Source organism: Priestia sp. FSL R5-0597 (assembly GCF_038006305.1).
In the GTDB taxonomy this organism is placed as follows: Bacteria; Bacillota; Bacilli; order Bacillales; family Bacillaceae_H; genus Priestia; species Priestia zanthoxyli.
This window is the reverse complement of the sequence record NZ_JBBOUZ010000001.1, coordinates 1,347,088-1,359,450: the sequence shown is the minus strand read 5'-3', so window position 1 is coordinate 1,359,450 and position 12,363 is coordinate 1,347,088. Positions and strand designations below refer to the sequence as shown.

Sequence of the window (12,363 nt, the reverse complement as noted above, 5' to 3'; positions counted from 1 at the left end):
ATGACGTTTTTTCATCACAAAATTCTTTGACTACACGTAAGTCTTCACTTCTATTTTATTTATTCCACTTTCCTTCAAGGTACGTACGAAAGATTTCGTCATGTAATGTTGGTTTGCTTACAAATACACTGCTTTTTTCAAGAATCTCTAACGGCTTCCCTTCTAAATCCGTCATGACTCCTCCAACTTCTTCAATCAACACTTTACCGGCAGCAAAGTCCCATGGAGCCAAACGTAAAGTAATGTATCCATCCAAGCGTCCAGCCGCTACGTAAGCAAGCTCAATAGCTGCGGATCCATATGAACGGGTCCCTCTTACTTTACGCACAAGCGGACTTAATACGGAAGGATCAATACGGCGGTTCTCCGTCACCCACGTTGCATTTAAGCTAATAATAGCTTCTTCAACTGGTACAGGTTCAAGTTTCGGCAATTGGATGTCATTCATAAACGCGCCCTGTCCTTTTAAAGCATGATACAGCTCATTATGAATAACATCATAAATATAACCTGCTTGTCCTACACCATTTTCGAATATACCGATGGAAATAGCAAAATTTCGCTGCTGATGAACAAAGTTCATCGTACCGTCGATCGGATCGATAATCCAAATCGTTCCTTCTTCTGATTCAAGCTCTTCCCCATATCCTTCTTCTCCGAGAATATGATGTTCCGGAAAGGTTTCATTGATTTTTGAGATAAAAAACTGTTCAATTTCTTTATCCATATTTGTTACTAAATCATTTGGATTCGATTTCGTTTGAATGAGAAGTTCTTTACTAAACGACTGTTGAATTTTTTGTCCAGCTTCTTTTAGCCACTCTTTAACGTATGTATCAATTTCTTTCCAGCGTTGTGTCATCTCAATTCCCCCTCAAAAATACGTCTCTTATTTAAGCTTAAAAAAACCTCTGCAAGATGTCAATTAACAGAGCACGTGGGAGAAGAACTGCCCCTTCTTCTCCCACGTGCTCTGTTACCACTTATGAATCTGCTCATTCAGTTTAATCCTTTTTTACAGTTTACCCATATTTGTTCTATTTTATTCCCGTGTCTGCTACTGAAGAGATATCATTTCTTCACGAAGTTTCTCGAGCTTTCGCTTACATTTTTGTTTTTGTTCCTCATTATTCTCCATCATGGCTTCATATAACGTCGCTAACTCGTAATCTAACTCCAACCGAATTACACCTAATCTTTTTTGTCCATCATTCTTCTTATACATATTCACCACTTGTTTCATGTTTCAAACACCCCTCTCAAATTATTGAACCCACTTATAGAAAACTAAATTTTCAGATATTTTGATTGATATAGTCTATGTCGAAACCTAATCTCATGCAACTAAATTGTGTGATTACCTATAAAAAAATGATAGACACGTTTTGACAAGCATATGCGAATTAATTGGTGTTTATGCTTTTCATGTGGTAGAATCTTCGCGTAAATCATACTTACTTGCATAGATGCACAGCAGCATATTCACTAAAAAAACGGAGGTTTCACATGGCATTCTCAGGATTTTCACAAGATGACTTTAACGTATTCCGTATCAAGGGGCTTGATGCACGTATGGAAGCCATCAAGACAACGATACGCCCAAAATTCGAACAATTGAGCAATCATTTTGCTCCTACTCTTTCTTCACTTTGTGGAGATGAAATGTTCGTACATATTGCCAAACATGCACGAAGAACAGTTAACCCGCCAGCAGATACGTGGGTAGCCTTTGCTAACAGTAAACGCGGGTATAAAAAGCTCCCTCATTTTCAAATTGGCCTTTGGGAAACACACGTCTTTGTGTGGTTTGCCGTCATTTACGAATCACCTATTAAAGAACAATTTGGAAAGCTGCTAAAACAAAACATGGAGGAGATTCGTCAAAATATCCCAGACTCGTTTGTTTGGTCGAAAGATCATACAAAACCTGATAGTAAAAAAATGGGCGACTTATCTTCTGAAGACTTAGAGCGTTTGTTTGAACGTCTAGAGACGGTTAAAAAAGCTGAGATCCTATGCGGCATTACAATTCCAAAAGAAGAAGCGATTGCAATGAACGGCGAAGAATGGATGGCTCGTATTGAACAAACATTTCATACGGTAACTCCATTATATGAACTAACTAAAAAAGCATATGCATAATTTTAACGAATTGATATAAAAAAAATGAGGGTGAGACATAACGAAAGGAAGCTCATCGAAAGACCAACAAATGGGATACATAAGCTGAAACGCTTGTGACACCGCAGTTGATTTCCCTGGGCGGCCGGTGAGCCTCCTCGTCGCTTGCGCTCCTGCGGGGTCTCGCCTGTTCCGCTTTCCCAGCAGGAGTCTTCGCCTTGCCTTCCAATAAACTGCTAGAAGAAACGAAACAGATAAACTCTATGTTCACCGTAACAAAAAAAACGAATCATTAATCAAACAATTTGATTAATGATTCGTTTTTTACTTCGGCTAAACTACTTTTGTCCCAGTCTCATTTTTTACATTTTTATGATATCTCCAGAAGAAGCAGCCTTTGCTTTTTGAATCGTTCGATAAGAAGAGTATTTGCTTTGGTCTTCAAAATCGTTACAGATTGTTTTTTCTTCTGCTTTACTTGGCACAATTTCTTTAAATCGGCGATAGACTGCCATTAGGTGATCACGCTCAATACCTTTTTCATAAGCTCGTTCAATACTTTCAAAAAACTTCACTACATCAATAATTTCTTCTGTACTCCAATCAAGGGAGATAGGGTATTGATATTCCACTTCTCATCACTCCATTTATTTCTTCATTCTATGTATATCTATATTCTTAACTCTATCACAATCTATAATGTACACAAAATTTATTCTCTTTTCACCCAAAAGAATTTCTCCTTTTTTTTCTTTTTATTTTCTCTTTAAAATATCTTTGCAAATAGGTTAATAAGTGCTATAATTCTTTTGTTTTATGGGGATTTTCAAAACATAAAGAACTATAAAATAATAAGTAATAAGCAGTTTACAATTACTTGTATTTTTTTAACTAAAAATTGTATTTATATTATCAAACAGTAGTAAACATACGCGTTTCATTCATTTATATAATGGTTAAAATCAAGAAAACTGCGGAGTAGAATTTCTGTTGAATTTCTTTTGTAGAAAAAAGATCTGATATTTTAATATGTATAATTCAACAGCCATTAGTTTTTGGTATATAAAATTGAATGCTGTAATTTGATAAAAAAACAATCAAAGTCCCTCTAAGCTTTGCTTAGAGGGACTGACAATTTATGATAAAAGAGGTGTATAGCAAAGTTGTCTTCTCAATTTTCAACTCCATTATTTACTGGATTAGTTAATCACGCTAAGAAAAACCCAACACAATTCCATATCCCTGGACATAAAAAAGGAAATGGAATGGATCCTGAATTCCGCTCATTTATTGGCGATGATGCTTTATCCATTGATTTAATTAATATCGGTCCCCTTGATGACCTTCACCAGCCAAAAGGCATTATCAAACAAGCACAGGATTTAGCTGCAGAAGCATTTGGTGCTGATCATACTTTTTTCTCTGTTCAAGGAACGAGCGGAGCAATTATGGCAATGGTTATGGCGACATGTGGACCTGGAGATAAAATTATCGTTCCTAGAAACGTGCATAAATCTGTTATGAGTGCGATTGTTTTTTCAGGAGCTACGCCTATTTTTATTCATCCTGAAATCGACGAAAATCTTGGCATTTCTCACGGTATTACATCGGACTCTGTAGAAAAAGCCTTAAAGCAGCACCCTGAAGCAAAAGCAGTGCTTGTTATCAATCCAACTTACTTTGGAATTTCCGGAGACCTTCGTAAAATCGTAGAAATTGCCCACTCGTATCAAGTGCCTGTACTTGTTGATGAAGCTCACGGCGTTCATATTCACTTCCATGATGATTTGCCTCTGTCTGCTATGCAGGCCGGTGCAGATATGGCAGCAACAAGCGTGCATAAATTAGGCGGTTCTATGACGCAAAGTTCCATTTTAAACATACGCGAAGGCTTAATTTCTCCAAAACGCGTACAGTCTATTTTAAGCATGCTGACAACAACATCAACCTCTTATCTGCTGCTGGCTTCTTTAGATGTTGCACGAAAACGTCTAGCTACAGAAGGAAAAGAGCTGGCTGAACGTGCAATTTCTCTTGCTGAAAAAGCACGAAAAGAAATTAATACAATTGAGCATATCCGATGTATAGGCAGAGAAATTTTAGGCACAAAAGCTACGTATGATTTAGACCCTACTAAATTAATTATTTCTGTTTCAGATTTAGGAATTACGGGCTATGACGTAGAAAAATGGATGCGTGAAGCTCATAATATCGAAGTGGAAATGTCTGACCTTTATAATATTCTATGTATTATCACGCCCGGAGATACAGAAGAAGATCTTTCACGTCTTGTCACAGCTCTGCGTGAGTTATCCGCAAAATTCCATAACCTTTCTGAGACAACGGCAAAACCTGCTATTTTATTACCTGATATTCCTGTATTGGCTTTAACACCTCGTGATGCTTTTTACGCTGAAACCGAAGTGGTACCTTTTCATGAGTCAGCAGGTCGTATTATTGCAGAATTTGTAATGGTCTATCCTCCTGGTATTCCTATTTTTATTCCTGGGGAAATCATCACTGAGGAAAATTTAACCTATATTGAAACAAACTTAGAGGCAGGTTTACCAGTGCAGGGTCCGGAAGATTTTGAATTAAAGACATTTCGTGTCATTAAAGAACATAAAGCAATTCAATAAAAAAAAAGGTGCGGAATTCCGCACCTTTTTTTTATTGAATTAATCTAAATCTTCATCTGCTTTTTGACATTCTCCGCTTTTACATGTTGAGTATAATCGCGTCACTTTCTCATCTTCGAAATGATCAATTGTGCAGTTACATGTTTGACATACGATTGTTCCCATTTTGTAAACTCCCCTTTAACCGTCTTTTTTTGTAAGCGTTTTACAACTCTTGATATTATATTATTATGTCACATTAAATATGTCAACAACTAATTAGTATGTCACATTAAAAATATTTTTCTCATAAATGTTATATTTGTTTTCAAAAAGCTGACCCCTTAGCATCATCTCTATTTATATGAAAAAACTATGTCTAATTTCATATCTATTTCGGCACTTTAAAATAATTACGAAAAATAAGAATTTGAGATCTTGCCTTTTTTTCTTACTAATAGGGTAGACATTTCATACAAACTTTACTAGAATGTATAACCATGTGGTTTCATGTATAGCTAAAAAGGTTATATGAGAAACTATGTTATGTAAAATAGAATAGGAAAGGAGTGATAATCGATGAAAAAACTGACTCCTGTTTTTATCATTTCGGTTATTATTGCTGCAGTATTTATCGTATGGGGTGTTATTCCGGAATCTGTGCTAGGAAGCGCAGCGCTTACACCTGTCACATCGGCAATACATAGTTTTATCATCGAGAAATTTGGCTGGTATTATTTATTAGCAGCTACATTATTCTTAGTTTTTACGCTGTACTTAATTTTTTCAAAGTACGGAAACATTAAACTAGGTAAACCTGACGAAAAGCCTCAGTATGGTTACGTCTCGTGGTTTGCTATGTTATTTAGTGCTGGTATGGGAATTGGACTTGTATTCTGGGGTGTTTCAGAACCAATCAATCATTTTCATACTCCACCTTCTGGTGAAGGCGGTACAGCAGAATCAGCTCGTGCAGCTCTACGTTATTCGTTTTTCCACTGGGGTTTACATCCTTGGGCTATTTATTCCGTTCTTGCACTGGCCCTTGCATATTTTCAATTTAGAAAAGGTTACCCGTTCATAATCAGTAATATTTTACGTCCACTATTAGGAAAACGTGTTGATGGACCTCTTGGAACGATCATAAACGTCATCGCCGTATTTGCAACTATTTTTGGGGTGGCAACATCTCTAGGACTGGGCGCTATTCAAATTACTGGTGGAGCCTCTTACTTGTCGCCAAGCATTGATAATAATTTCACGACTCAATTAATTGTTATTATTATCGTGACGTTCTTGTTCATGCTGTCAGCACAGACAGGTCTGAACAAGGGTATTAAGTATTTGAGTAACATTAATATTGTTTTAGCTATTCTGTTAATGCTATTCTTGTTATTTGCAGGTCCAACCAACTTTATTATGGACTTATTCGTTACAACAATTGGCAGCTACATTCAAAACTTGCCGTCGATGAGTTTTCGATTGAGCCCGTTTGATAACAGCACCTGGGTTCAAGATTGGACAATTTTCTACTGGGCATGGTGGATCGCCTGGGCACCCTTCGTTGGTACGTTTATTGCTCGTATTTCACGAGGTAGAACCATTCGAGAATTTTTAATTGGTGTACTAGCTGTTCCGACCGTATTTGGCGGATTATGGTTTGCTGTATTCGGAGGTTCTGGGGTTTATTTAGACTTTTTTAAGGATCTTCCTGTTATGGATGTTATCAATAATAAAGGAACAGAAGTTGCTTTATTCTACGTACTTGAACAGTTTCCATTTGGTACGTTCATGTCCATTGTTGCTATTTGCTTAATTGCTACATTCTTTATTACATCAGCTGACTCAGCTACATTTGTTTTAGGAATGCAGACAACAAACGGTGATCTAAATCCTTCAGGCTCTATTAAGCTTACGTGGGGCTTAATTCAATCGTTAACAGCAATCATTTTGCTTTGGACAGGTGGTTTGGATGCGCTCCAAACAGCTGCGATTATAGCAGCACTTCCATTCTCAATTGTGCTGGTGCTAACGGTCTTCTCATTAATGAAAGCATTTAAAGAAGAAGGCGCGTTAAAAAGAGAAAAGAAATCTGTGTAAGACAAAAAAAGCGTTAGCTTATATAAGCTAACGCTTTTTTTATGCACTCTTACGCCGTGCAAAATAAAATTAGTTGATAACATGTCAAGCAGATAGCTGACGTGGTGCCCGTCATCATAAGCGCCAGTCTTTTAGATTTGACGTTCATTTCTGCTATACCGTAAGCTAAATAAGCAAATACTAAAAATAAAATAATTTTAGATGTCAATTGATCACGTTTTGATAATAATTCAACCAGTGAATACCCCATCCAAATAACAATGTGCAAGCTCCAAACGAAATATGTCTTCATAGCTCCTTCGCCGCCTTTTCATTCGTTATCCAAAGAAGCAATTTTGTATCCAACTATAAGCAAAGCACGTCCCACTTTATATGTATGCATCTAGAACTCATTTAAGACTGTCTCAGCGCTTTTTACATCTTTCTGCTAGAATTATACTCAACCAGTAAAAAAACTGTCTGACAAGCACCTTATACTTTATGAAAACCGTTTTCTTCAAAAAAAAAGCTGATGCGTATGCATCAGCTTTTTAAAAACATTATTTTACAATGTGAATTGGGCTTCCAATTGCTACTTCAGCAGCTTCCATTGTGATTTCACCTAATGTTGGGTGAGCGTGAATTGTTAATGCGATATCTTCAGCTGTTACGCCAGCTTCGATAGCAAGACCAAGTTCAGCGATCATGTCAGATGCGCTAGGTCCAGCGATTTGAGCACCAACAACTACTCCGTCTTCTTTACGAGTGATAAGCTTCAAGAAGCCTTCTGCAGCGTTAAGTGCAAGCGCACGTCCGTTAGCAGCGAATGGGAATTTAGAAGCTTTAACAGCTAATCCTTCTTCTTTTGCTTGTGCTTCAGTATAACCTACAGATGCAAGCTCAGGCTCAGAGAATACAACTGCTGGAATTCCTAAGTAGTCAATTTCAGCAGGTTCGCCAGCGATTACTTCAGCTGCGATTTTACCTTCGTAAGAAGCTTTGTGTGCAAGTGGTGGTCCAGTTACGATATCACCAATTGCAAAGATGTTGCTTACAGATGTACGAGTTTGGTTATCGATTTCGATAAGACCACGGTCAGTCATTTTAACGCCAACTTGCTCAAGACCAAGCTCATCAGTGTTAGGACGGCGACCTACAGTAACTAATACGTAGTCAGCATCGATTACTTTTGACTCTCCGCCTACTTCAAACGTAACTTGTACGCCATCAGCAGTTTCTTCAACACCTTTAGCCATTGCTTTTGTATAGATTTCAACGTTTCCTTTTTTCTTAAGGTTACGTTTAACAAGAGAGCTCATTTGTTTTTCAAAACCAGCTAGAATTTCATCAGCAGCTTCTACAAATGTAACTTCTGTGCCGAAGTTAGCAAAAGCAGTACCAAGCTCAGTACCGATGTAACCTCCGCCGATTACAACTAATTTTTTAGGAACTTCTTTAAGCGCTAATGCACCTGTAGAGTTGATTACGCGCTCAGAGAATTTGAATCCAGGGATCTCGATTGGACGAGAACCAGTTGCAAGGATTGCATTTTTGAATTTGTACGTTTGTGCTGAATTTTCATCCATTACACGTACAGTTTCGCTGTCAACGAAGTAAGCTTCACCTTTTACGATGTCAACTTTGTTACCTTTAAGAAGGCCTTCAACACCGCCAGTAAGTTTGTTTACAACGCCGTTTTTGAATTCTTGAACTTTAGAGAAATCAACTGTTACGTTCTCAGCGATAATCCCCATGTCTTCAGAATGTTTAGCATGTTCAAAACGGTGACCTGCAGCGATTAATGCTTTTGAAGGAATACAACCAACGTTTAAGCATACGCCTCCAAGATTACCTTTTTCTACGATTGTAACTTTTTGACCTAATTGAGCTGCACGAATTGCTGCAACGTAGCCACCAGGGCCAGCACCAATGACAAGAGTATCAGTTTCGATTGGGAAATCTCCTACTACCATTTATTACGCCTCCATTAATAATAATTCTGGATCATTTAATAAACGCTTGATTTGGTTAAGAGCGTTTTGAGCTGTTGCGCCATCGATAATACGGTGGTCAAAGCTTAGTGATAATGCTAATACTGGAGCAATTACAATTTCACCGTCGCGTACAACTGGTTTTTCAGCGATACGTCCGATACCTAGAATTGCAACTTCTGGGTGGTTGATAACTGGAGTAAACCATTGTCCACCAGCAGAACCGATATTTGTGATTGTACAAGAAGCGCCTTTCATTTCAGCAGGAGCTAATTTACCATCACGTGCTTTTCCAGCAAGGTCGTTAATTTGATCCGAAATTTCGAATACAGATTTACGATCAGCATTTTTCACAACTGGTACTAAAAGACCTTTTTCAGTGTCAGCAGCGATACCGATGTTGTAGTAATGTTTTTGAATTACTTCATCTGTAGAATCATCAATTGAAGTGTTAAGAGCTGGGAACTTCTTAAGTGCTGAAGTTAACGCTTTTACCACGTAAGGTAAGAATGTTAATTTAATACCTTGATCTGCTGCAACTGTTTTGAATTTTTTACGATGAGCAACAAGAGCTGTTACATCGATTTCATCCATTAATGTTACGTGTGGAGCAGTGTGTTTAGAGTTAACCATAGCTTTTGCAATTGCACGACGGATACCGCTCATTTTCTCGCGAGTTTCTGGTAAGTCGCCTTCAGGAATAGCTTGTGCTGCAGCTGCTTTTGGTTCAGCTGAAGCAGTTTCCTCTTTAGCTGGAGCTTCAGCAGTTGCTGTAGCTGTAGCTGTAGAACCACCAGATAAGAAGCTATCGATGTCATCTTTAACAATACGTCCGTTTTTACCTGAACCAGGAACAGCTTTAATGTCTACACCTTTTTCACGAGCATATTTGCGCACTGAAGGCATAGCAATTACTTTACGGTTAGGATCAACATCAGCTTGTGCTGCAGGAGCTGTTGCTTCTTCAGTCACTTCTTCAGTTGAAGCTTCTTCTTTAGCTTCTTCTGCTGGTGCATCATCATGATCGTCACCTTTGAATTTTAAGTCTTCGTATCCAGGAGCATCAAAAGTAACGATAACTTGTCCTACAGTAGCTACTGTACCTTCGTCAACTTTTACTTCTAATACTTTACCTTTTACAGGAGATGGGATTTCAACAACAGCTTTGTCATTTTGTACTTCTGCTAGTACATCATCCTCATCAATTTCATCTCCAGCTTTTACGAACCATTTTACAATTTCACCTTCGTGGATACCTTCACCGATATCCGGCAGTTTAAATTCAAATGCCACGTGTCTTCACCCTCCTAGTTAGTTGCGTTCAATTTGTTAGTGTTTATTTTATCTAAGACAGAAATCAGCATAAAGCTGATTTCTATCACAGTAAAATGCTAATTAAAATTCAAGTACTTTCTTAGCTGTTTCAACGATATCTTTGTGGTCTGGTAACCATACGCCCTCAGCTTGAGAGAATGGGAACACAGTATCCGGTGCTGTTACACGTAATACTGGTGCTTCTAAGCTTAAGATTGCACGATCGTTAATTTCAGCTACAACGTTAGCTGCGATACCAGCTTGTTTTTGAGCTTCTTGAACTACTACTACGCGACCAGTTTTTTCAACTGATGCAAGAATTGTATCGATATCTAAAGGTTGAACTGTACGTAAGTCCACTACTTCAGCAGAGATACCTTCTTTTTCTAGTTCTTCAGCTGCTTTTAATGATGAGTGTACCATTGCACCGTAAGCGATAAGCGTTACGTCTGTACCTTCACGTTTCACATCAGCTGTACCTAAGTCAATAGTGTATGATTCTTCAGGTACTTCTTGACGGAATGAACGGTAAAGCTTCATGTGCTCTAAGTATACAACCGGATCGTTATCACGGATTGATGAAATTAAAAGACCTTTTGCATCGTATGGAGTTGAAGGAATTACAACTTTTAGACCAGGTTGAGATGCTACGATACCTTCTAAGCTATCAGCGTGAAGTTCTGGTGTATGAACGCCTCCACCAAATGGTGAACGGAATGTGATTGGTGCATTCCAGCGACCGCCAGAACGGTAGCGCATACGTGCAGCTTGACCTGATACAGAATCAAGTACTTCGTATACGAAACCAAAGAATTGAATTTCAGGAACCGGACGGAAACCTTGAGTCGATAGACCCACAGCAAGACCACCGATACCAGATTCAGCTAATGGCGTATCGAATACGCGATCTTCGCCGAATTCTTGTTGAAGACCTTCAGTCGCACGGAATACTCCACCGTTTACGCCAACGTCTTCACCAAAAACTAATACGTTTTCGTCGTTTTTCATTTCTGTGCGTAACGCATCAGTAATCGCTTGAATCATTGTCATTTGCGCCATGGCTTACTTCGACTCCTTCTCTTTGTAGATTTCATATTGCTCTTGTAAGTTTGAAGGCATAGTTTCGTACATGATTTCCATTAAATCTGTAACTTTTTGTTTTGGATAATCGTCAGCCTTCTTAATAGCTTGTTTGATATCTTCTTTAGCTTGCTCGATTACTTTGTTTTCTTCTTCTTCATTCCAGATGCCTTTAGCTTCTAAGAATTTACGGAAGCGAACAAGTGGATCTTTCTTTTCCCACTCAGTGTCAAGCTCAGCTGTACGATAACGAGTTGGATCGTCACCAGCCATTGTATGTGGACCATAACGGTAAGTTAATGTTTCAATTAAAGTTGGACCTTCACCGTTTACTGCACGCTCACGAGCTTCGCTTACTGCAACGTATACTGCTAGTGCATCCATACCGTCTACTTGAACGCCTGGGATACCAACAGCCGCTGCTTTTTGAGCGATTGTACGTGCTGCAGATTGCTTTTCAACTGGTGTTGAAATTGCAAAGCGGTTGTTTTGTACAACAAAGATTGCTGGAGCTTTGAATGCACCTGCGAAGTTCATACCTTCGTAGAAGTCACCTTGTGAAGCTCCGCCGTCACCTGTATAAGTGATCGCTACTGCTTTTTTACCGCGCTTTTTAAGACCTAGTGCCACACCAGCAGTTTGTACGATTTGTGCACCGATGATGATTTGTGGAGAAAGTACATCTACACCTTCTGGCGCTTGGTTACCGTGGAAATGACCACGAGAGAATAAGAACGCTTGATATAGTGGAAGACCATGCCAAATTAACTGAGGCACATCACGGTACCCAGGTAAAATGAAGTCTTCTTTTTCTAACGCGAAATGTGAAGCGATTTGAGAAGCTTCTTGCCCAGCAGTTGGTGCATAGAAACCTAAACGACCTTGACGGTTCAATGAAATTGAACGTTGATCAAGAATACGAGTGTATACCATGCGAGTCATTAACTCTTTTAATTTTTCGTCAGATAAATCTGGCAACGCTGATTTATTTACTACTTCGCCCTCTTCATTAAGAATTTGGAACGTTTGGTACTGCTCAGCGATTTTATCAAGTTGCTTTGATACATCAATAATAGCCTTTTTAGTTTTAGCAGCCATCTAAGTCACCTCTTCCTTTCATTTAAGCCGTATAAATTCATTTTACTAATCAAACAAACATA

At 38.5% G+C, this 12,363-nt stretch carries 12 protein-coding genes; 3 read left to right on the top strand and 9 right to left on the bottom strand.

The window, feature by feature from the left end; all coding sequences use genetic code 11:
• Nucleotides 1-55: 55 nt before the first annotated feature.
• Nucleotides 56-862 carry an inositol monophosphatase family protein gene (locus MKX72_RS06885; RefSeq protein WP_014460992.1) on the bottom strand — a complete coding sequence of 269 codons (807 nt, stop codon included), beginning with the start codon at nucleotides 860-862 and terminating at the stop codon, nucleotides 56-58.
• A 195-nt stretch (nucleotides 863-1,057) separates the two neighbouring features.
• On the bottom strand, nucleotides 1,058-1,243 hold the full coding sequence (locus MKX72_RS06880) for a hypothetical protein (RefSeq protein WP_013056063.1): 186 nt from the start codon (nucleotides 1,241-1,243) through the stop codon (nucleotides 1,058-1,060).
• Nucleotides 1,244-1,506: 263 nt separating this feature from the next.
• Between MKX72_RS06880 and MKX72_RS06875 the strand changes: the two genes are divergently transcribed.
• Complete coding sequence (locus MKX72_RS06875; protein WP_155008275.1) at nucleotides 1,507-2,142, top strand: YktB family protein; 636 nt, start codon at nucleotides 1,507-1,509, stop codon at nucleotides 2,140-2,142.
• Between the two features lie 341 nt (nucleotides 2,143-2,483).
• On the opposite strand, the gene MKX72_RS06870 is transcribed toward MKX72_RS06875, so the two are convergent.
• Nucleotides 2,484-2,753: a UPF0223 family protein gene (locus MKX72_RS06870; protein WP_013056061.1), complete on the bottom strand. Its 270-nt coding sequence runs from the start codon at nucleotides 2,751-2,753 to the stop codon at nucleotides 2,484-2,486.
• A 531-nt stretch (nucleotides 2,754-3,284) separates the two neighbouring features.
• On the opposite strand from MKX72_RS06870, the gene MKX72_RS06865 reads away from it, so the two are divergent.
• Nucleotides 3,285-4,760, top strand: a complete 1,476-nt coding sequence (locus MKX72_RS06865; RefSeq protein WP_028414107.1) for an aminotransferase class I/II-fold pyridoxal phosphate-dependent enzyme — start codon at nucleotides 3,285-3,287, stop codon at nucleotides 4,758-4,760.
• Between the two features lie 39 nt (nucleotides 4,761-4,799).
• Here the strand turns inward: MKX72_RS06865 and MKX72_RS06860 are convergent, their stop codons facing one another.
• Nucleotides 4,800-4,925 carry a GapA-binding peptide SR1P gene (locus MKX72_RS06860; RefSeq protein WP_013056059.1) on the bottom strand — a complete coding sequence of 42 codons (126 nt, stop codon included), beginning with the start codon at nucleotides 4,923-4,925 and terminating at the stop codon, nucleotides 4,800-4,802.
• Nucleotides 4,926-5,318: 393 nt separating this feature from the next.
• Here MKX72_RS06860 and MKX72_RS06855 point away from each other — a divergent pair, with 393 nt between their 5' ends.
• Entirely contained in the window at nucleotides 5,319-6,839 is a 1,521-nt protein-coding gene (locus tag MKX72_RS06855; RefSeq protein WP_033578409.1) for a glycine betaine uptake BCCT transporter, read from the top strand.
• 49 nt (nucleotides 6,840-6,888) lie between these two features.
• On the opposite strand, the gene MKX72_RS06850 is transcribed toward MKX72_RS06855, so the two are convergent.
• The 5 genes from MKX72_RS06850 to pdhA form a co-directional block, all read right to left on the bottom strand.
• Nucleotides 6,889-7,131, bottom strand: coding sequence for a hypothetical protein (locus MKX72_RS06850; protein ID WP_033578408.1), 243 nt, complete (start codon nucleotides 7,129-7,131; stop codon nucleotides 6,889-6,891).
• Nucleotides 7,132-7,378: 247 nt separating this feature from the next.
• Nucleotides 7,379-8,791: a dihydrolipoyl dehydrogenase gene (lpdA, locus tag MKX72_RS06845; protein ID WP_013082295.1), complete on the bottom strand. Its 1,413-nt coding sequence runs from the start codon at nucleotides 8,789-8,791 to the stop codon at nucleotides 7,379-7,381.
• A 3-nt stretch (nucleotides 8,792-8,794) separates the two neighbouring features.
• Nucleotides 8,795-10,102 (bottom strand): dihydrolipoamide acetyltransferase family protein, encoded by a 1,308-nt coding sequence (locus tag MKX72_RS06840; RefSeq protein WP_155008276.1) that lies wholly within the window; start codon nucleotides 10,100-10,102, stop codon nucleotides 8,795-8,797.
• Between the two features lie 102 nt (nucleotides 10,103-10,204).
• Nucleotides 10,205-11,182: an alpha-ketoacid dehydrogenase subunit beta gene (locus MKX72_RS06835; protein ID WP_013056055.1), complete on the bottom strand. Its 978-nt coding sequence runs from the start codon at nucleotides 11,180-11,182 to the stop codon at nucleotides 10,205-10,207.
• A gap of 3 nt (nucleotides 11,183-11,185) precedes the next feature.
• Nucleotides 11,186-12,301: a pyruvate dehydrogenase (acetyl-transferring) E1 component subunit alpha gene (gene pdhA, locus MKX72_RS06830; RefSeq protein ID WP_013056054.1), complete on the bottom strand. Its 1,116-nt coding sequence runs from the start codon at nucleotides 12,299-12,301 to the stop codon at nucleotides 11,186-11,188.
• Nucleotides 12,302-12,363: the final 62 nt, after the last annotated feature.